The organism is Kitasatospora sp. NPDC057940 (assembly GCF_042887425.1).
Taxonomy (GTDB): Bacteria; Actinomycetota; Actinomycetes; order Streptomycetales; family Streptomycetaceae; genus Kitasatospora.
The window spans coordinates 53465-74008 of record NZ_JBHVPH010000019.1; the positions used below are offsets into that span (position 1 = coordinate 53465).

Sequence of the window (20544 nt, forward strand, 5' to 3'; positions counted from 1 at the left end):
CGGGACCGCGGGGACCATCGAGGTCATCGAGATTTTCAGGACCATCAGGACCGTCAGGACCTTCAGGACCGCCAGGACCTCTAGGACAGTCGAGACAGGAGACGAGCGGTGAAGAGCACTCCCCAGGAGCAGCCGGTCGCCGAGGCCCCCAGCTTGCAGGAGCTCCGGCAGCGGGCCCTCGCCGCCGCCTCGCCCAAGGCGTACGGCGAGGGCGCGGCCATCGTCTGCGACCGGCTGGTGCGGATCTTCAGCGCCGAGGGCGTCGAGGTCCAGGCGTTGCAGGGCTTGGAGCTGACCATCCGGCAGGGCGACCTGGTCGCCCTGGTCGGCGCCTCCGGCAGCGGCAAGTCCACCCTGCTGACCATCCTCGCCGGGCTCGACGTGCCGACCGCGGGAAGCGCCACCGTCGCCGGCTGCGACCTGCTGGAGATGTCCGCCCGGGAGCGGCTGCGCTACCGGCGCGAGGTGGTCGGCTTCATCTGGCAGCAGACCGCCCGCAACCTGCTGCCCTTCCTCACCGCCGCCGAGAACGTCGCGCTGCCGATGCAGTTGCGCGGGCGCCGGGCCGGGGCCGGGCGGGCCAAGCAGCAGGCCGGCCGGGTGGCCGAGCTGCTGGAGGCGCTGGAGATCGGCGACCTCGCCCACCGCCGCCCCAACGAGCTCTCCGGCGGCCAGCAGCAGCGGGTCGCGATCGCGGTGGCGATGGCCAACAACCCGCCGGTGCTGCTCGCCGACGAGCCCACCGGCGAGCTGGACTCCGAGACCGCGGGGGTGATCTTCGAGTCCTTCCGCACCGTCAACCGCGAACTCGGCGCCACCGTCGTCATCGTCACCCACGACCCGATGGTCGCGGGCGAGGTGCGCCGCACGGTCGCCATCCGGGACGGCCGGACCAGCAGCGAGGTGCTGCGCCGCACCGTCACGGACGAGCACGGCGAGGAGTCGGTCAACGAGCGCGAGTACGTGATGCTGGACCGCACCGGGCGGGTGCAGCTGCCCGTCAAGTTCCTGGAGTCGCTCGGGATGGAGCACCGGGTGGCGGTCGACCTCGCGGCCGACCACATCGAGGTGCGTCCGGACGACATCGCCGGGCACTGAGCCGGCGCAGGGGCGGCGGCCGTCCGGTCCGTCAGCTGTCGCCGCCCATCCGCTGGAAGAGCCCGCTGCCTTCGGCGTCCGCGCGCAGGTCGGGTGCGTCCTCACCGGTGCGCTCACCTCGGGCGGTGGCGGTGCAGAGGGCGAAGACGAGCACTGCACTGGCCGCGACGACGAGGATTCCGAGTGCGGTCAGGACGCGTAGCCAGGTCAAGGAAGTGCCTCCTGGGGACGGTGCGGAGGAAGGCCGCCGGTGTTGTATCGGCAGTTCGGTCCGCACGGTCGAGTGTCCACAGGCGGTTCTTCCCGTCGTCCGCCGCGCGAGAGGTCGCCCGCGCGGGCGCTCGAAGCATCAGTAGGGCGCGTCACACTCCCTCGCGCGCCCCTGTGGGGGTGGCGATCCGGTCCTCCGGGGACGTGGCCAACGCCCGCAGCGCGTCGAGGTCCGGCTTCCCCGCCCCGGTCAGCGGGATCCCCGGCAGCACCAGGACGGAGTCCGGCGCGCACCGGGGCCCGACCCGCTCCCGGGCCCAGCGGCACAGCTCCTCCGCCGTCGCCCGCGATCCCGGCCCGGTGACCACGGCCGCGTGCACCCGTTCCAGCCGGTCCGGGCCCGCCGTCGCGAACATCACCGCCTCCCGCACCTCCGGGTGCGCGCGCAGCGGCTCCTCGACGTCCCGGGGGAAGACGTTGTGCCCGTCCACGATCGCCATCGGGCGGCGCCCGGCCACCGTCAGATAGCCGGCCGCGTCCAGACTGCCCAGATCGCCGGTGTGCAGCCAGCCCTCCCGCAGCACCCGGGCGGTCAGCTCGGGGTCGCGCCAGTAGCCGACCATCGCCGTCGGGGTGCGGACGCAGATCTCCCCGGTCCGGCCCGCCGGCAGCACCGTCCCCTCCTCGTCCACGATCCGCACCTCGGTGTCCGGGAACGGGCGCCCGGCCGTCGCCAGCAGCCGCGGGTCCAGGTGTTCGTCCGGCCCCAGCCTCGTCACCGGCCCGCACTCCGTCAGGCTGTACGTCTGGTGCAGCACCCGGCCCAGCCGCCGCGTCGCCTCCGCCAACCGGCGCGGCGACGGCGGACAGCCGGTGTACGTGACGCGGCGCAGGCTGCCGGTGTCGGTCGCGCGCAGCAGCGGATGGTCCAGCACGCGGTAGAGCAGGTGCGGCGGCAGGTACACCCGGGAGACCCGGAACCGCTCGATCGCCGCCAGCACCGCCTCGGCGGCGAAGGCCTCCTGCAACACCACCGTGCCGCCCGCCGCCAGCGCCAGATCCGCCGTCGTACCGCCGCCGTGGCACAGCTCCGTACAGAGCAGGAACGTCGAACCGGACAGCAGCGCCGGTCGCGGCGGCCGGGCGAACCGGCGCAGCACCCCCTTCGGCCGGCCCGTCGTCCCGCCGGTGAACCGCACCGCCATCACGTCCTGCGGGCGGAACCGCGGGGCCAGCGGCTCCGGCGAGCAGGACGCGGCCGCCGCCGACAGGTCCGCCCCGAGCGCCGACGGCCCCAGCGCGAACAGGCCCGCCGAGGGCAGCGCCCGCGCGATCCCCTCGGCGGCGGCCCGGCAGCGGACCGGATCGAAGACCAGCGCCGACGTCCCGGCGAACCCGGCCAGCGCCACCGACTCCCCGACCGGGCCGTCCGGGTGCGGCATCGCCACCCGGCACCCCAGCAGGTTCGCGGCCAACCGCACCAGCACCGCCTCCGGCCGGTTCCCGGCCAGCACCGTCACCCCGTCCCCGCGCCCGAGCCCGGCACCCGCCAGCGCCCGTGCCATCCGGTACACGCCGTCCAGACACTCCCGGGCGGTCAGCGCCTCCTCGCCCCAGCGGATCGCCACCCGCCCGGGATCCCGCTCCAGCCCCGCCAACACCAGCCCGGTGTACGTCGGCCCCGACTCCGCCATGCTGCGGCCTCCTGTCCGATGGGACGTCAGCTTAGGGCGGGCGCGGTGGTGGAGTGGCGCGGGGGACCCCGGGTGCCGGGGCCGCTGCCGGGGCGTCCTGCCACGGCCGGACCGCAGTGCTCGCGGCCGGGAGTTGTTAGGGTTCCCCGTCGGAGAGGGACGGGGGACACGTGGGCATCAGCACGGGCACGGCCGAGGCGCCGGGCGGGCAGGGGGCCGAGGAGCGGCCGCACGGCGTCCTCGACCTGCGGGGCGTCGCGGGGGCGGCCTTCACCGTGGGCTACCCGCCCGATGCCGTGGTGGTCGTGTCGGGCCTGCCGGGCGCGGGCAAGAGCACGCTGCTGCGGCGCTGGTCCGGGGCGGGGGCGGTGCCGACCGTCGACCCGCGCGCCGTCCACGAGGCCTGCGAGGCGGTCATGCCCGCGCGCCTGCCGTACGCGGTCTACCGGCCCTGGGCCCGGCTGGAGCACGTCCGGCTGCTGCGCTCCTCCGTGCGGCGCGGCGGGCCACTGCTGGTGCACGACTGCGGCAGCCGCGCCTGGATGCGCCGCTGGCTCGCCCGCGAGGCCGCCCGGCAGGGCCGGCAACTGCACCTGGTGCTGCTCGACGTCGGCGCCGCCACCGCGCTGGACGGCCAGCGTGCCCGGGGCCGCCACGCCTCCGCCCGGGTCTTCGCCCGCCACCGCCGGGGCCTGGACCGACTGCTCGCCGCCTTCACCCGCCACACGCGCTCCGGCGGGCCGACCCCGACCCCGGAAGCGGCCTCCGTCCTGCTCCTCGACACCGCCTCCCGCTCCCGCGCCACAGCCGTCCACTTCGACCCGGCCCGCTGAGGCCCCCGACCGGGGCGGTGACCGGGGCCCTGAGCCGCCGGGAGCGGTGAAGTCCCCCGGCCGCAGGGGTGGTCAGAGGAGGCCGAGGTCGGGGTCCACAGCGGCGAGACGGCAGGAGGCGTCCCAGAGGTGGGCGGCGACGGTGCGGTCGGTCAGGTGGGGCTGGGCGGGTTCGAGGCGGGGGGTGCCGCGCAGGCCGAAGACGCGGGGGCCCCAGAGCTGGCCGCCCTGTGCCTGCGGGTCGAGGACGGCCCGGACGATCGGCCACGCGCCGTGGTCCTTGCCCTGGAGGAGGAGCCCGGCGGGCAGGCCGCGCAGCCCTTCGCCGACGGTCCGGGTGTGGACCGGCGGGCGGGGCGGGGTGAGCGAGTCGAGTGCGCCGCCGGGGTGTGCCAGCAGGCTGAGCACGGTGCTGCCGGCGGCGCGGAGGCGTCGGTCGAGTTCGAGGCCGAAGGTCATCTGCGCCAGTTTCGAGCGGCCGTAGGCGCGTTTGGGCCGGTAGTCCACGGCCGACTGGAGGTCGTCGAGGTCCAGTCGTTCGGAGCGGGCCGCGAAGCTGCCGACCGTCACGATGCGGCCCGCCGGTGCGGCCGCGAGCAGGGGGGCCAGCCAGCGGGTGAGCGCGACGTGCCCGAGGTGGTTGGTCGCGAACATCAGCTCGTGCCCGGCCACGGTCTCCCGGCGCGGCGGATCGTCCAGCGCGACCCCGGCGTTGTGGACGACCGCGTCGAGGTGGTCGAGGGCGAGCCCGTCCACGGCGGCCCGCAGGGAGGGCAGGTCGGCGAGGTCCAGCGGGAGGTGGCGCACCACGGCGCCGGGAACACGGGAGCGGATCGACGCCATGGCGGCCCCGGCCCGGCCGGCGTCCCGGCTGCCGAGCACGACCGTGGCGCCCGCTCCGGCGAGCTGCTCGGCGACGAAGTAGCCGATGCCGGCGTTGCCCCCGGTGACCAGGACGCTCCTTCCGGCGGCGGCCGGCGGCCGGTGAACGTCCCACGGCCGGTTGCGGGTTGTGGACGACATGCTGATGACCTCCTGGCGAATTCGGGGCCGCCGGGACACCCACGATTCGAGACCGCGGCCCCGCCGGCAGCCCCACGATCACAGGCCTGACCGGCAGATCGCTGACAGATCGCCGTCACCGCTGTCAGGCCTCAAGATCGTCGAACCGCCGGGTTTCGGGCCCGCGGCGGTCGGGGCCCTGCGAGACTGGGGCCAGCAGAGTTCGTCACGGAGAGAGGTCCGCATCCGCATGTCCAGCAGTGCCGCCGTCGACAACCCGTGGTTCCGCCGCTTCAGTCCGTCCGACTCCGCCCCCGCCCGGATCGTGATCTTCCCCCACGCGGGCGGCTCCGCGAGCTACTACATGGAGTACGCCAACGCGCTCGCGCCCTACGCCGACGTGCTCACCGTCCAGTACCCGGGCCGTCAGAACCGCTTCGCCGAACCGGCGATCGACTCGGTGCTGGAGCTCGCCGAGCAGCTCTACCGGGAGCTGCGCGACTGGACGGACCGGCCGCTGACCTTCTTCGGGCACAGCATGGGCGCGGCCGTCGCCTTCGAGACCGCCCGCTGCTTCGCCCGCGACGGCCTCCCGGGGCCCGAGCGGCTGTTCGTCTCGGCGGGCCGCGCGCCCTCGCTGCCCCGGGAGACCGCCGTCTACCGGCTGCCGGACGACGGGCTGCTCGACACGATCGTGCGCCTCGGCGGGACGGACGAGCGGATCCTCACCATCCCGGCGCTGCGCGAGCTGATCCTGCCGGCGCTGCGGGCCGACTACACCGCCATCGAGACGTACCGCTGCGCGCCCGAGGCGACCGTGCCGCAGCCGATCACCGCGCTGGTGGGGGAGACCGACCAGAACGCCACCGTCGACCAGGCCGCCCAGTGGGACCGGCACACCACCGGCGGTTTCGACCTGCGGGTCTTCCCCGGCGGGCACTTCTACGTGGCGGAGCAGACCGGGGCCGTGGTCGAGCTGCTCACCGCGCACCTGCGCGGCTGAGCCGGCCGCGCCGGGGCGCAGTCGGCGCCGGTGGAGCCCCGGCCCGAGCTGCCGCGCTCGCCCGGCCCCGGTGACGCGCCCCGGCGGCTCGGCTACTGTGCCTGCGTGACGGGCCGTCAGTCGAGCCGCCGGCGGCGCCGTCCGCCGAGACCACCCACCCTGGAGGCCGCCATGCGCCGGATCGCCGTCGTCGGAGCGGGCCAGGCCGGCCTGCAACTCGCGCTGGGGCTGGTGGCGGCCGGCTACCAGGTGACGCTGGTCGCCGAGCGCACCCCCGCGCAGGTGTGCGACGGGCGGGTGCTGTCCACCCAGGCGCTGTTCGGCCCGGCGCTGCGGACCGAGGCGGCGGCCGGGCTGGACCTGTGGGCGGGGGAGGCGCCGGCGGTCCGCGCCGTCCGGTCGGTGCTCGCCGTGCCGCCCGGGGTGCGGGCGCTGGAGTTCACCATGACGCTCGACGAGCCCGCCCAGTCGGTGGACCAGCGGCTGAAACTGGCGCGCTGGCTGGAACTGCTGGAAGAGCGCGGCGGCCGGGTCGAGTACCGCTCGCTGGACCGGGACGGCCTGTGCGAGCTCGCCCGCCGGCACGAGCTGACGGTGGTCGCGGCCGGGCGCGGCGAACTGGCCGGGGTCTTCGAACGCGACGCCGCCCGCTCGCCGTTCGACCGGCCGCAGCGGGCGCTGTCCTGTCTGTACGTCCACGGGGTGGGCTCGCCGGATCCGGGCACCGAGCCGCGGGCGCGGATGCACGCGCTGCCCGGCCTGGGCGAGCTGTACCTGCAACCGGCCCTGACCCTCTCCGGCCCGTGCGCGATCCTGCTCTGGGAGGCGCTGCCCGGCGGGCCGCTGGACGCGTTCCGCGACGCCCCGGAGCCCGACGTCCAACTCGCCCGGATGCGTGCCCTGTTGCGCGAGTACCTGCCGTGGGAGGCGGAGCTGTGGGCGGACGCCGAGCCGACCGATGCCGGGGCCGGACTGTCCGGCGCCGTCACCCCGGTGGTGCGGCGGCCGGTCGCGGAGCTGGGCACCGGCGTCGACGCCGTCCACGTGCTGGGCCTCGGCGACGCGGTGGTGGTGAACGACCCGATCGCCGGCCAGGGCGCCAACAGCGCCGCGCGGGCGGCGCAGGCGTACCTGCGGGCGATCGTCGAGCACGGCGAGGCCCCCTACACCGCGGACTGGATGTGTCGCACCGCGGAGCGCTTCTGGCGGCAACACGCCCGGCACGCGGTCGAGTTCACCGCCGCGATGCTCACCGTGCCGGACCACGTGCAGGGCGTGTTCGCGGCCGCCGCCGAGCACGAGGCGGTCGCCCGCCGGCTCGCCAACACCTACGCGGAGCCGAGCGACCACGCCGCCTGGCTGGCCACCCCCGACCTGACCGCCGCCTACCTCGCCTCGGTCCGCGACTAGATCCTGTCCGGCCCGCCCCGTGGGCCGCTGCGGGTTGCCTCCGGGTGCCCCGCGGGACGACGCTGGAGGGGGAACGTGAACGGGGGCGGGAGGCGTCGCTCGTGGACGGTCGCGGACCCGCGGGGCGTGCCGGCAGCGGCCACCGGACCGTGCCGCACACGGCGGACCTGCGGGTGGAGGCCTGGGCGCCGACGGCCGAGGGCTGCATCGGCGAGCTGGTGCACGCCGTCGTGGGCGGCTTCGCGGACCTCTCCGGCGCGCGGATCGTCGGCGAGCGCGGCTGCACCGTCCTCGGGGTGAGCGACGCGGACCTGCTCGCGGGCGTCCTGGAGGAGGTCGTCTACCGGATGGACGCCGACGGCGAACTCCCCGCCGGGCTGGCGCTCGGCCCGATCCAGGGTCTGGACGGCGCCCGGACGGTCGAGGTGCGCTTCCGGATGGCGGACGCCTCCGCCGCGGCCCTGGTCGGCGCCGTGCCGAAGGCCGTCTCGCTGCACGACCTGGACCTGCGCGCCGGTCCGGACGGCTGGACCTGCCGGGTGACGGTGGACGTCTGAGCGAGTCGGGGGCGACACCGAGCGGAACGGGCACGGAGCGGGCACGGAACGGGGTGAGCGAAGTGGAGATCGCACTGGTCGAGGCGGGCCGCTGCCGCTGGCGGATCGAACCGCGCCCGCCGATGCGCGTGCCCGGCGTGGTCTTCGCCAGCCGCGCTCTGCTGCCGCAGGCCGCCGGGGACAAGGCGCTGGAGCAGGTGGCCAACGTGGCGACCCTGCCCGGCATCGTCCGCGCCTCCTTCGCGATGCCCGACGTGCACTGGGGCTACGGCTTCCCGATCGGCGGGGTGGCCGCGACCGACGTCGACCGGGGCGGGGTGATCTCGCCCGGCGGGGTCGGCTTCGACATCTCCTGCGGGGTCCGGCTGCTGGGCGCGGGCGTCGGCCGCGACGAACTCGGCCCCGAGCGGATCACCCGCCTGATGGACCTGCTCGACCGCACCGTCCCGCGCGGCCTCGGCCGGGGCGGCCTGTGGCGGCTGTCCGGACCGGAGGAACTGGACGACCTGCTGCTCGGCGGCGCCCGCTACGCCGTCGAGCACGGCCACGGGGTGCCGCGCGACCTGGAGCGCTGCGAGGACGGCGGCGTGCTGGCCGGCGCGGCCCCGGGCGAGGTCAGCACCCGGGCCGTCGAGCGCGGCCTGCAGCAGGTCGGCAGCCTCGGTTCGGCCAACCACTTCCTGGAGGTCCAGGCCGTCGACCGGGTGCACGACCCGGAGACGGCGGCGGCGTTCGGGCTGCGGCCCGGCCAGGTGTGCGTCATGATCCACTGCGGCTCGCGCGGCCTCGGCCACCAGATCTGCACCGACCACGTCCACGCGATGGACCGCGACCTGCAGCGTCAGCGGATCGAGCTCCCCGACCGCCAGCTCGCCTGCACCCCGGTCGACTCGCCGCGCGGCCGCGCCTACCTGGGCGCCATGGTCGCCGCGGCCAACTACGGGCGGGCCAACCGGCAGCTGCTCTCCGAGGCGGCCCGCCGCGCCTTCGCCGCCGCCCTCGGGGTCGGCCTGGAGCTGGTGTACGACGTGTCGCACAACCTCGCCAAGCTGGAGACCCACGAGGTGGACGGCGTGCCGCGGCGGCTGTGCGTCCACCGCAAGGGCGCGACCAGGGCGCTGCCGCCCGGTGACCCCGGCCTGCCCGCCGACCTGCTGCGGGTCGGACAGCCGGTGCTGGTGCCGGGGACGATGGGCACCGCCTCGTACGTCATGGTCGGGCTGCCCGGCAACGAGGCCTTCGGTTCCGCCTGCCACGGGGCCGGGCGGGTGTGGAGCCGCCACCAGGCGCTGCGGACGGTGCGCGGCGAGCAGCTGCGCGGCGAACTGGAGGCGCGCGGCATCGCGGTGCGGCCGGCCTCCTGGCGGGCGCTGGCGGAGGAGACTCCCCGGGCGTACAAGGACGTCGACGCGGTGGCGGCCGCCACCGAGGCCGCCGGGCTGGCGCGGCCGGTGGCCCGCCTGGTGCCGCTGGGCGTGGTCAAGGGCTGACCCGCCCTGCGGCGGCGTCCCGGGCGGTCAGCGCAGGTCGAAGGCGGCGGGGTGGTGTCCGGCCCAGATCCGGCGGGCGGCCTGCTCGGGGTAGCGGACGGTGCGGGGGCGGGCGTCCAGGACGCGGGTGAGCTGTTCGTCGGGGTGGAAGGCGGGCCAGCCGGGATCGCCGGTGGTGGCGAAGGAGATCCAGGCCCGGTGGAGCTCGTGGGAGACCGCGACGGCCTCCGGCGAGGGGGTGCCGCCGAGGAGCTGCCGCCCGATCGGGCTGTCCAGCGTTCCGAAGGCCAGGGGGACGTCGAGGCTGTGGCAGGCGCCGAGGACCCCGCCGGGCGCGGGCAGGGCCAGCTCGAACAGGTGGGAGGTGCCGCCGGCGGCGGTGTTGGCCTCGGCGAGCTGGAGCGAGGGCATCCGGAACAGGGCGTCGGAGCGGACGGACTCCAGCAGTTCGTCCGGGGTGGCCCGCGGGTACGCGGCGCGGTAGGCGTCGGGGCCGTGCGGCTGCGGGGCGAAGAGGTCGAGCGCGGTGGCGGCGTCCTGTTCGGTGAAGGTGCCGAGGAGGCCGGTCATGACGGTGAACAGCCGGAACTCGTCGCGGGTGTGGCCGACGAGCAGGTCGATCCCGGCGGCCCGGCCGGCGGCCAGGGCGGGCCAGGGCGCTTCGGGCAGGACGTCGCCGTCGACGACCGGGCAGACCGCGAGGCCGGACTGGGCGAAGGCCCCCCAGCGCTCGCCGTGTCCGGGCAGGTCGGCGCTGAGGGCGGTGAGCTCCCCGGCGAGGCGCCAGGGGTCGACCGCCGACAGGGCGGCGGCGGTGGGCGCGGTGCCGAGCCGGCCGGCCAGTGCGGCGGTGACGTCGGCGGCCAGGGCGGGGGTGCAGTGGCTGCCCGGCACCGAGTGGGTGACGGCGCGTCGGAACAGGCCGCGCACCGGCTTCATGGTGAGCAGGGCGGCGATCGAGCCGGCTCCGGCGGACTGTCCGGCGACGGTGACCTGGTCGGGGTCGCCGCCGAACGCGGCGATGTTGCGCCGGACCCACCGCAGTGCGGCGGCCTGGTCGAGCAGGCCGCGGTTGGCCGGGGCGCCGTCGAGGTGGGCGAAACCCTCGACGCCCACCCGGTAGTTGAGGCTGACCACGACGAGTCCGGCGGCGGCCAGGTCCGTGGCGTCGTACATCGGATCGTCAGAGGCCGCCGTGACGTAGCCGCCGCCGGGGATCCAGACCAGGACGGGCAGTCCGGCCGCGCCCGGGTCGGGGGTGTGGACGTTGAGCGTGAGCCAGTCGGTGCCCCCGGCGGGGCTCGTGGCCGTCGGCCCGGACTGCGGCGGGGTCGGGCCGAACCGGGCCGCCTCGCGGACGCCGTCCCAGGGTTCGGCCGGGGCGGGGGCGGCGAAGCGCAGCGCGCCCACGGGGGGCCGGGCGTACGGGACGCCCCGGAAGACGGCGTGCCGGCCCAGGGGGCGGCCGCGCAGCAGGCCCTCGGCGGTGCGTACGGTCGGGTGGGTGGGCAGGTCGTGCTCCGGCATGGGTGTCTCCTCGGTCCGGCTGCTTTTCGGTCCGACTGCTCCGACTGCCTCCAGGGTTATAGGTCAGCTGTATTATGTCAACTGTATGGAAAAGAACGGAGGGGTGGCCGATGCCCAAGCAAGTGGACCACCAGGAGCGCCGCGAGACGATCGCCCGAGCGCTGTGGCGGGTGGTGGAGCGGCGCGGCGCCACGCGGCTGAGCCTGCGTGAGGTGGCCCAGGAGGCCGGCATCTCGCTCGGCCAGCTCCAGCACTACTTCCCCTCGCGGGCGGACCTGCTGGCCTTCGCGATGGACTTCGCCGGGGAGCAGGCCGGCCTGCGGGTGGGCCGGGGCCTGGCGGCGCTCGGCGAGCGGCCGCACCCGCGCGACGTCCTGCGGGTGACGCTGGTCGAAATGCTGCCCCTGCACGCCGACGCCCGGGTGACCAGCCGGATGAGCGCCGCCTACGTCCTGGAGGCGCTGCACGACGAGGACGTCCGCGCGCGGGCACGGGACGGCCTGCTGCGGGGTCGGGAGGCGGTAGAGCGGGTGGTCCGGCAGGCGGTCGCGGACGGGCTGATCGCGCCCGACCGGGACCCTGCCGTGGAGACCGATCTGCTGCTCGCGCTCACCGGGTTCACCACCCTGCTCGAACTCCGGGTGATCGGACCCGCCGAGGTGCTGACGGCCGTCGACCGGCACCTGGACGGGCTGTTCGCCCGTTTCTGACCGACCGACCGGTCGGCGATCCGGCTTCCTGGAGCGATGGTTGACGAGGTGTCAGGCATGGGTGAAAGGGCAGGATCCACTGTACGAACGGGCCGCTCCACTTGCCCGTTCGGGCCGATGCCCGGTCCTGGCGGGCCCTATGGCGTCCGCCAGGCTTCCGGGCCGGTGTCACTCACGTCACTCTCTGTCCCATCAAGGCCGGGTTGGTGTTAGAAACGACTACTGAACCGGCCGGTAATGTCGCACTCCATTGACAGGTGCATGGTGTGAACGAGAAGTGAGGGGGAGGTGCGGTTTCAGCGCTTGATATCGCTCAACTGCCCACTGACGTTCAGCAGTTCGTGGCACTGGGTGGCCTGCTTCCCCGAGGCGGGCGTACCCGGCTGCTGGCAGACAACGCTCGCCGTCACCGTCTGGTCCTCAAGGACCTCGATGGGAGTCACCCAGTGATAGTCCTGGTTACGGAAGGTCTCCAAGGCGATGGTCGTGATCGTCTGCTCGCCGAACTTGATGGTCAACAGCCCCTGGTCGCCCTGGAAGTTGGCGGCGACGATGTCGGTGATGCGGAAGACCTTGCCGTGGCCCACCCGGTAGGCGCCCACCGCGGAACCGCCGCTGTTGGTGGTCACGTCGACCGTCGTGGAGAACTGCTGCTCCGTCCCCGGGACCGAGCGGCCGGAGCCGCCGCCCGAACCACCGCCGGAGCCGCCGCCCGCAGCGCCGCCCTGCTGCCCCTGACCGCTCGGAGTCGCTCCGGGGGCAGGGACCGGCGGAGCCACGACGGGGGCCGGGGTGAACGAGGCGACCTTCTGCTCGACCGCCTTGTTGGCGGCCTGCTGCGCGGAACTGCGCACCACCGGCCGGACCAGCGCGAGCCAGGCCAGCAGCAGCGCGATCAGCGCCGCGATGAGCGCGAGCAGCCACTTGGGCAGCAGCGCGTGCTGGACGAACTCGCCCTCCAGCACGTGCGGCCGCTCGGCCGGCTGCGGGCCGTCCGACTTGGCGGCCTCGCCCTCCTGGCCGACGGTGACCTCGAAGGGCCAGGTGGCCGGCTTGCCGAACCAGATCAACTTGCGCGCGCGCACCCGCAGCCGGGTCTCGGCGGACTCGCCCGGTGCGAGTCGCAGCCGCTCCGGGGCGAACCCGAAGCGCAGCTCCTCGCCGGGCTGCGCCGGGGCGAACGTCACGACGGCCGCCGTGTTCCCGAGGTTGCGCACCGACGTCCGGTAGCGGGCGCGGAGCCAGCCCCGGCGGCGCCGGGGAGCGAACGCGGCGCGCAGCTCCCGGAACGGCGTCACGGTGACGGTCGTCTCCGGCACGGTCACCAGCTCGGGGCGCTCGGCGGGCAACACCCGGACGCCGAGCGGGAACTCACCCGCCCGCACCTCGTGCGAGCGGGCCGGGGCGAGCCGTATCGTCACCGTCTCGGACGTCCCCGGGAAGAGCGAGAGACGGGCCGGCTCGACCGTCGTCCACGGAGCGCAGGCCCCGACCACCTCCAGCGAGTACGCCTCAACGATATCGGTGTCGTTGCGTACCGTCAGGGTCGTCGTGGCCACGTCTCCGGGCGACACCGTCAGCGCGGGAAGGCCGAGTTCGGCGGATGCGGTCATGCCGTGACGGTAGGACCGGAGGACACCCCGAGGAGAGAGCCCCGCGGGCAAGCCGCGGGCACACCCCTTGCCCGCGGGAACAACCGGGCCCTGCCCGGGGCCGACGCCCCGCCCCCAGCCAACGCTCCCCACCCCGCCCCCCAGGCAACACCCGCGGCCGGCTCCATGACATGGCGCCCGGCCGTCCTCACCATGCGTCCGGTGACGCAGACGAAGCAGAACGGAACAGTTGGATGACGATGATCGAGACCACCACCCATGAGGCCGTCGGGGCGACCAGGTCCCTCCAGGCCCGACCGCGTGGATCGGCCGAGCCCGCCGCGGTGCGCGTGAACGTGAAGCCCGGCCGGGTCCAGGTGGCCGTGTACGCGGAGGACATCATCCTGCACACGGGCGTCGTCCAGCAGCTGCGGCACCGGCCGGAGGTGGAACTGCTCGCCGAGGGCGACGTCGCGCGCGCACAGGTCTCCCTGATGGTGGTCGACGGGCTGAACGACGCCGTGACCGACCGGCTGCGCCGGCTCCGCCTCAACACGCAGAGCCGGACCGGGCTGGTCGTGGGCCACTTCGAGGCCGGCGGCCTGCAGACCATCATCGAGTGCGGCGTCGGCGCCGTGCTGCGCCGCTCGGACGCCGACCAGGACCGGCTCGTCCACCTCATCACCGCCCTGGCCAACGGCGAGGGCGTCATGCCGGGGGACCTCCTCGGCAAGCTGCTCGACCGGGTCGGCAGCCTCCAGCGCACCATGCTCGACCCGCGCGGCCTGACCCTGTCGACCCTCACCGCGCGCGAGGCGGAGATGCTCCGGCTGGTCGCCGACGGCCTCGACACCAGTGAGATAGCGGCCGAGACCTCGTACTCCGAACGCACGGTCAAGAACGTGCTGCACGAGATCACCACGCGGCTGGGACTGCGCAACCGCGCCCACGCCGTCGGGTACGCGATGCGCCACGGCCTCATCTGAGGACGCCGCCGGAGCGTCGGCGCCGGATTGCCCTCAGGGGCACCGGTCGCTACCCCCGGCTCGGGTGCCCGGGGCCTGTCGCCCCGGCGCCCGGGCCGGGAAGACTGCCGGACGTACCCTTCTCGGTCTGTGAGGTTGAGCGTGATCGGCGCCACCGGCACTCCCCGCCCCCTGCGGCGCTCGGCGCGAGCCGCCGTCGCGGCGTTGCTGTCCCTGGCCGTGGCCGTGGTGACGCTGGGCACCGCGAACTCCGACGGCGACGGAGGCGCCGCCCCGGTGGCCGCCGGAGCCACGGCGGAGAGCGGACGGATCGTCTACGCCGGCACCGGCCACCGCAGCCTGGCGCGGCTGACCGGGCCGACGTCGAGCGCGTCGCTGTTCGGGCCCGGCCCCGTCCACTTCGACACCGAACCCTCCACGCGCGGCGACCAACTGGTGTTCACCAGCCTGCGGGACGGCCCGCTGCCCCAGGTCTACCTGCGCGAGGCGTCGGGCGCGGTGCGCCGGCTCACCACCGGCATGGACACCGCGGAGCCGACGCTCGCCCCGGACGGCAGGACCGTCGTGTTCGACGCGGTGGAGCCCGGCGGGCGCAACGGGCAGACCCAGCGGGACCTCTGGGTGGTCAACACCGACGGCACCGGCCTGCGCAGGCTGACCGACACCGCGGACTCCGAGGCGCACCCGACGGTCTCGCCCGACGGCAAGTGGGTCGCGTACACCTGCGACGTGGACCCGGCGCACACCCAGGTCTACGTCATGCCGCTGGCCGGCGGCGCGGCGCGGCGGATCACCGCGGTGACCGCCGGCAACGCCGTCGAACCGGCGTGGAACCCGGTGGACGCGCCCGACCTGCGCGACCAGATCGTCTACACCTGGGACCAGGCCGGCCAGACCGGGCCGCAGCTGCGGGTGATCTCGCCCGAGGGCACCAACGACCGGGCGTTCTTCCCCGGCATCGGCGGCGACTGGCGGACCAGGTCCGCCGGCTGGCTGCCCGACGGCAGCGGCGTGCTCTTCCTCAGCCCCAACCGGCAGAACGCCGACCCGACGCCGTACGAGAACGTGTACCGCGCCCTGACCTGCTTCTGCGGCGGGGCCGAACTGGTGGCGAGCGAGGACCGCGCCGTCCGCACACCGGTCTGGCTCGGCCCCCAGCAGGGCGGCGGGCCCGTCGTGGACCGCAACAGCGCCGACACCCCCAACGTGGCCGACCTGTCGGACATCCGCCCCGACGGAGCGGACCCGCGGGACCTGGGCGTCAGCGTGCTCCGGGAGGACCCGGCCGCCGACACCAACACCGACCCCGCGGCCGACCCGCTGTTCAACCCCCGCCCCGGCTACGACCCGTGGTTCGAACGGCAGACCTACACGCCGGACGGCCGGCGGATCGTGCTGACCCGCTTCGAGGACTCGCCCGCCGGCCGGATCGAACGGATCTGGCAGACCGGCGCCGACGGCTCCGACCCGAAGCCGATGAACCTCGCCGGGCGCGGGCCGAAGGACTGGGACACCGACCCGGAGCTCTCGCCCGACGGCCGCCTGATGGCCTTCACCAGGACCTCGCCCGGCGGCGTCGGGGCGGCCTCCGGCCCCGGACGGGTGCTGATCGCGGACGTGTCGACCGGCGCGATCGTCGGCACCGTCGATCCGACCAACGGCCAGCCGGCCGCGTCCACGGCCCAGCCCTCGTGGTCCCCGGACGGCAAGCTGATCGCCTACACCAGGACCGAGGTCGTCAACGGCAACGGCGGCAACAAGCACGTGTGGACGGTGCCCGCCGACGCCCTCGACCGGCCCACCGACCTCAGCCGCAGGGCCTGCCCGGGCGCCTGCGACGTCATCGACGACAGCCCCGCGTTCTCGCCCGACGGCCGGAGCGTCGCCTTCAACCGCAAGACCGGCGACGGCGGGCTCAACCAGCAGAACGGAGTCCTCGTCAGCTCGGCGACCGGCGACGGCTGCACGGTGGTCCTGCCCGCCGGACTGGGCCAGGACCGGAACGCCTGCCGCCGCCAGCTGCCGGACACCTCCGCCACCGGCCCGTTCCAGCCCCGCGACGTCGCCTGGACGGCGGACGGCGGGCAGCTGGTGCTGACCTCCCGCCGGGCCCTGCCGGCGAACTCGCCGGAGGCGCTGCAGAGCTACGACTTCGCGACCGGCCGGCTCACCTCCATCAACTCCAGGCTGCCGGGGCGGCAGAAGGAGCCGAGCGTCCAGCAGTCCGTCGACCTGTCGCTGAGCGCGCCGGCCGCCACCATCCCGATGCAGATCGGGGACTCCACCACCGTGGCCATCACCGTCACCAACCACGGCCCGGCGCCCTCGCCCGGCACCGCGCTCACCGCGTCGGTGCCGACGGGCGCCCGGCTCACCGGGCTCAAGGCCACGGCCGGCACCTGCGCCGCCGACGCCCTCCGGTGCGAACTCGGCACCCTGGCCCCGGGCGCGGTCGTCCAGGTGACCGCCACCGTCGTCGGCACCGTGGCCGGCGACCAGCGGTTCGGCTGGTGGGTGACCGGGGCGGTGGTCGACCCGAAGCCCGAGGACAACACCGCGCAGACGGTCGTACCCGTCCAGGCTCCGTCGCCGTCCCCGAGCCCGTCTCCGACCCCGACTGCCTCGCCGACACCGACACCGACCCAGACACCGACCCCGACGCCGACCCCGACGCCGGCGCCGCCCGTCTCCTCACAGCCGGCCCCGCCGCCGCCCGCCCCGGCCCCCGCACCGCAGCCGGCGCCGCCCGCGCCGAAGGCCGGACCGGCCGTGACGGTCGGCGCCCAGCCGAACCCCGGGTACGTCGGCGGCCGGGTCACCGTCACCTACACCGTGCGCAACGACGGCCAGGCCCTCGCCACCGGACTGCGCGTCTCGCTCGGCCTGCCCGCCGGCGTCCCCACCGGGCCGATGCCCCCCGGCTGCACCGGCGGCGTCTGCGACGTGGCCGACCTGCCCCCGGGCGGCAGCGCCGTCGTCCAGGTGGTGCTCGCCCCCGAGGCGACCCTGGACACCACCATCACCTCCGTCCTGACCACCACCGGCACGGACGCCGCCCCGGGCGACCACGTCGCGCGGACCCCGCTGCGCATCCTCCAGCCCCGCATCGTCGCGGTGCCGCCGATCGGCAAGCCCGGCTTCGTGACCTCCGTCCGCGGCGTGGACTTCCCGCCCGGCACACCGGTGACCCTCACCTGGACGCCCGGCATCACCGCCGCCGCGGCGCCCACCGTCCCCAAGGCCGACGGCACCTTCGCGGGCCAGCTGCTCATCCTCGCCAAGGACGAGACCGGCCCCCGGACCATCACCGCGAGCGGCCCCGGCTTCTCCCCGGTGACCACCCCCTTCCTCGTGGTGACCGGCAGCGTCGGCCCGCCGGGGGAGGTGCAGCGGCGGTGATCCACGAAGTCGACGAGGCGCTGCGGCTCCTGCTCGTCGAGAGCGGCCTCCAGGAACGCGGGATCGAGCTGGTCTTCGACTCGCCGACCCGGGACTGGGCCGCCCGGCGCAACGCCCCCACCGTCAGCGTCTTCCTCTACGGCATCCGCGAGGACGTCTCCCGCCGCCAGGCCGGCGCCGCCGAACTGCACGACGCCGACGGCGTGGTCGTGGCCTGGCGCAGCGCGCCCCGCTGGTTCGAACTGGCCTACCTGGTGACGGCGTGGACCAACCGGGCCCAGGACGAGCACCGGCTGCTGTCGGAGGTGCTCCGCTGCCTGACGGCCGCCGACGCGCTGCCCGCCCGGCTGCTCACCGGCACGCTCGCCGAACTCGGGCTCACCGTCGGGCTGGAGACCGCCGGGCGCGGCGAGGGCCTGCCGTCGGTGTCCGACGTGTGGTCGGCCCTCGGCGGCGAGCTGAAACCCTCGATCGACCTCAGGGTGCTCGCCCCGCTGTCCGGCCAGCGGGCCCAGGCGGGGCCCCCGGTCACCGACGGGCTCGTGCTGCGCGCCGTCGACAAGGGCGGCAAGGACGGCGAGAGCGACGAGGACGCCCCGGAGGCCACAGCCGACGCGGCCGACCCGGGCCGCCGACTGCGTTACGAGGGCGGCACGGACCCCGGCGCGGACGGCTTCGCCGCGCCCCGGGAACGCCGGCTGCCGCCGGGCCGCAGACGACGCGGCGGTGCGCCGCGATGACCCTCGACCTGGAAGCGGCGGCCACCAGCGGGCCCGCCGCCGACCTGGACGACCTGTGGGAGCGGCTGAGCCGCCTCGAACAGCGGATCCGGGCCGCCGTCCGCGAGCGCAGGGCCGACGACCCGGACCCGGACGACCCGTACCGGGGCCAGTACCTCACCCCGGAGGCGGCGGACCGGATCCTCGCGGCGCCCGCCGCGACGGGCCGGGCCGGCGCCGACCTCGGGGAACCGCCGCCGCCACCGCCCGGATCGAGGACCGAACGACTCGTCGACGGCTTCGGACTGCTCCCGCTGGACCTCGAACTCCTGCTGGTGGCACTCGCCCCCGACCTCGACACCCGCTTCGAACGGCTCTACGGGTACCTCAACGACGACCTGACCCTGCGCCGGCCGACCATCGGGCTCGCGCTCGAACTGTGCGGGCTGTCCGGGGCGGGCGCCGGCCGGTTCCGCTTCTCCGTCCAGGCCCCGCTGATCGCCGGCGGCCTGCTGGAGGTCACCGAACCGGAACGCCCGCTGCTCTCCCGGGGCCTGCGCCTGCCCGACCGGGTGACGGCCCATCTGCTCGGCTCGGACGAGCCCGACGGCGCGCTGCGCGGGCTGGTCCGCGTCGGCCGGTCCGGCGCCGGCACCCCGCCGCAGGCCGCGCGCCGGCTGCGCGCCACCGTGGCCAACGGCGGCGGACTGGTGCACCTGCTGGACCGGGGCGGCAACGCCGGCCGGCTCGCGGTCGACGCCCTCGCGGGCCTCGGCCGCCGGGCCCTGGTCGTCGACGTCACCGCGCTCGCCGCCCGCCCCCCGGAGGCCGTGGTCCGGGCGCTCGCCCGGGAGGCGCGGCTGAGCGGCAGCGGTGTGGTGCTGGGCCCGCTGGAACGGCTCGAACCCGAACGCCCCGAGCGGGCCGGGCTGTTGCGCGAGCTGTGCGCGGAACTCGCCGAGGTGCCGCTGCTCGTGCACGGGTCGCGCCCGTGGGATCCGACGTGGGCGCAGGAGAGCCCGGTGGTGCTCGTGGCCCCGCCGCTGGACCCGGCGCAGCGCGCCGAGCGCTGGGCGCACGCGCTGGGCGGGGCTTCGCATGAGCCTTCGGACGAGCCCTCGGGCGAACCCGGGGAAGGCCTTGCGGAAGGACCTGCGGAAGGCCCGTACGAGGGCGTGCTGAGAGCCGAGTTGGCCGAGGCCGTCGCCCCGTACCAGCTGGACGACGACCAGGTGGCCAGGGCCGCCGGGGTCGCGACCAGGACGGCCGCCGCCGAGCACCGCCCGGTGACCGCCGACGACCTGCGGGCCGCCGTACGGGCGCAGAACGGGGCGGGGCTCGCCCGCCTCGCCCGCCGGATCGAGCCCGCCGTCGGGTGGGACGACCTGGTGCTGCCCGAGCCCACCGCGCGCCAGCTGCACGAGCTCGCGCTGCGCGCCAGGCACCGCGACCAGGTGCTCGGCCAGTGGCGGATGCGGCCGGGCGGAGGGCGCGGACGCGGGGTGATCGCGCTGTTCGCGGGGGAGTCCGGCACCGGGAAGACCATGTCGGCCGAGGTGGTCGCCGCCGAACTCGGCATGGAGCTGTACGTCGTGGACCTGTCCACCGTCGTGGACAAGTACATCGGCGAGACGGAGAAGAACCTGGAGCGGATCTTCACCGAGGCCTCGCACGTGAACGCCGTCCTGCTGTTCGACGAGGCCGACGCGATCTTCGGCAAGCGGTCGCAGGTCAAGGACGCCCACGACCGCCACGCCAACGTGGAGTCGGCGTACCTGTTGCAGCGGATGGAGTCCTTCGACGGGATCGCCGTGCTGACGACCAACCTGCGCGCCAACCTCGACGAGGCGTTCACCCGGCGGCTGGACGTCATCGCGGAGTTCCCGGTGCCGGACGAGGAACAGCGGCACGCCCTGTGGGAGCGCTGCCTGGGCCCGTGGATCCCCCGCGGCGACGACCTCGACCTGGCGTTCTGCGCACGGCACTTCGAACTCGCCGGCGGCTCCATCCGGGCCTGCGCGGTGACCGCGGCCTACCTGGCCGCCGAGACGGGCCGCCCGCTGGGCATGGCGGAGCTGGTGTTCGCGGTCGAGCGGGAGTACCGCAAGCTCGGCCGGCTGGTCCTGGAGAGCGAGTTCGGGCCGTGGTCGCGTGCCTCCGGGGGCAGCGGGCGGGCCTGAGCGCGCGGCCGGGCCGGTGCCTGACCGCGGGTCGGCCCGCCGGTTGTCGGGCCGTCAGGTGCCCGCCGGGGTGCCCGCCGGGGCAGCGGCTCTGCCCCTGGTCCGGGACCTGCGGACATGTCGCGGGCGGCGGC

The 20544-nt window shown here is 75.5% G+C and carries 16 protein-coding genes; 11 read left to right on the top strand and 5 right to left on the bottom strand.

The features are described 5' to 3' along the window. The first annotated feature begins 108 nt into the window (after window positions 1-108). Window positions 109-1098 carry an ABC transporter ATP-binding protein gene (locus ACFVTF_RS25755; RefSeq protein WP_371515596.1) on the top strand — a complete coding sequence of 330 codons (990 nt, stop codon included), beginning with the start codon at window positions 109-111 and terminating at the stop codon, window positions 1096-1098. A 31-nt stretch (window positions 1099-1129) separates the two neighbouring features. On the opposite strand, the gene ACFVTF_RS25760 is transcribed toward ACFVTF_RS25755, so the two are convergent. Then, the gene (locus ACFVTF_RS25760; RefSeq protein WP_371515595.1) at window positions 1130-1309 is read right to left on the bottom strand and encodes a hypothetical protein; all 180 of its coding nucleotides are present in this window, start codon (window positions 1307-1309) and stop codon (window positions 1130-1132) included. Between the two features lie 151 nt (window positions 1310-1460). After that, a complete protein-coding gene (locus ACFVTF_RS25765; protein WP_387816839.1) occupies window positions 1461-3002 on the bottom strand; it encodes an AMP-binding protein in 1542 nt (513 codons plus the stop codon). 170 nt (window positions 3003-3172) lie between these two features. On the opposite strand from ACFVTF_RS25765, the gene ACFVTF_RS25770 reads away from it, so the two are divergent. Continuing rightward, complete coding sequence (locus ACFVTF_RS25770) at window positions 3173-3835, top strand: AAA family ATPase (RefSeq protein ID WP_387816840.1); 663 nt, start codon at window positions 3173-3175, stop codon at window positions 3833-3835. A gap of 72 nt (window positions 3836-3907) precedes the next feature. Here ACFVTF_RS25770 and ACFVTF_RS25775 read toward each other — a convergent pair whose 3' ends face one another. Beyond that, window positions 3908-4858: an SDR family NAD(P)-dependent oxidoreductase gene (locus tag ACFVTF_RS25775; protein WP_387816841.1), complete on the bottom strand. Its 951-nt coding sequence runs from the start codon at window positions 4856-4858 to the stop codon at window positions 3908-3910. A gap of 229 nt (window positions 4859-5087) precedes the next feature. On the opposite strand from ACFVTF_RS25775, the gene ACFVTF_RS25780 reads away from it, so the two are divergent. The 4 genes from ACFVTF_RS25780 to ACFVTF_RS25795 all read left to right on the top strand — a co-directional run bounded on the left by ACFVTF_RS25780 (window position 5088) and on the right by ACFVTF_RS25795 (window position 9297). Next, a complete protein-coding gene (locus tag ACFVTF_RS25780) occupies window positions 5088-5840 on the top strand; it encodes a thioesterase II family protein (protein WP_387816842.1) in 753 nt (250 codons plus the stop codon). A gap of 105 nt (window positions 5841-5945) precedes the next feature. Further along, window positions 5946-7250 (top strand): styrene monooxygenase/indole monooxygenase family protein, encoded by a 1305-nt coding sequence (locus ACFVTF_RS25785; RefSeq protein WP_387816843.1) that lies wholly within the window; start codon window positions 5946-5948, stop codon window positions 7248-7250. A gap of 101 nt (window positions 7251-7351) precedes the next feature. Further along, window positions 7352-7807, top strand: a complete 456-nt coding sequence (locus ACFVTF_RS25790) for an archease (protein WP_371515589.1) — start codon at window positions 7352-7354, stop codon at window positions 7805-7807. 62 nt (window positions 7808-7869) lie between these two features. Continuing rightward, on the top strand, window positions 7870-9297 hold the full coding sequence (locus ACFVTF_RS25795) for an RtcB family protein (RefSeq protein ID WP_387816844.1): 1428 nt from the start codon (window positions 7870-7872) through the stop codon (window positions 9295-9297). A gap of 27 nt (window positions 9298-9324) precedes the next feature. Here ACFVTF_RS25795 and ACFVTF_RS25800 read toward each other — a convergent pair whose 3' ends face one another. Then, window positions 9325-10824 carry a carboxylesterase/lipase family protein gene (locus ACFVTF_RS25800; RefSeq protein ID WP_387816845.1) on the bottom strand — a complete coding sequence of 500 codons (1500 nt, stop codon included), beginning with the start codon at window positions 10822-10824 and terminating at the stop codon, window positions 9325-9327. A 110-nt stretch (window positions 10825-10934) separates the two neighbouring features. Between ACFVTF_RS25800 and ACFVTF_RS25805 the strand changes: the two genes are divergently transcribed. After that, window positions 10935-11534 carry a TetR/AcrR family transcriptional regulator gene (locus ACFVTF_RS25805; protein ID WP_387816846.1) on the top strand — a complete coding sequence of 200 codons (600 nt, stop codon included), beginning with the start codon at window positions 10935-10937 and terminating at the stop codon, window positions 11532-11534. A gap of 296 nt (window positions 11535-11830) precedes the next feature. On the opposite strand, the gene ACFVTF_RS25810 is transcribed toward ACFVTF_RS25805, so the two are convergent. Beyond that, window positions 11831-13147, bottom strand: coding sequence for a hydrolytic protein (locus ACFVTF_RS25810; protein WP_387816847.1), 1317 nt, complete (start codon window positions 13145-13147; stop codon window positions 11831-11833). Window positions 13148-13386: 239 nt separating this feature from the next. Between ACFVTF_RS25810 and ACFVTF_RS25815 the strand changes: the two genes are divergently transcribed. From ACFVTF_RS25815 to ACFVTF_RS25830, 4 genes are all read left to right on the top strand, one after another. After that, entirely contained in the window at window positions 13387-14112 is a 726-nt protein-coding gene (locus ACFVTF_RS25815) for a LuxR C-terminal-related transcriptional regulator (protein ID WP_387816908.1), read from the top strand. Window positions 14113-14247: 135 nt separating this feature from the next. After that, window positions 14248-17511, top strand: coding sequence for a hypothetical protein (locus ACFVTF_RS25820; protein ID WP_387816909.1), 3264 nt, complete (start codon window positions 14248-14250; stop codon window positions 17509-17511). After that, entirely contained in the window at window positions 17508-18251 is a 744-nt protein-coding gene (locus tag ACFVTF_RS25825; protein WP_371515585.1) for a DUF4255 domain-containing protein, read from the top strand. Before ACFVTF_RS25820 ends, ACFVTF_RS25825 begins: the two co-directional genes overlap by 4 nt. Further along, window positions 18248-20410, top strand: coding sequence for an AAA family ATPase (locus ACFVTF_RS25830; protein ID WP_387816848.1), 2163 nt, complete (start codon window positions 18248-18250; stop codon window positions 20408-20410). The genes ACFVTF_RS25825 and ACFVTF_RS25830 overlap by 4 nt, the downstream gene beginning before the upstream one ends. Window positions 20411-20544 lie beyond the last annotated feature (134 nt).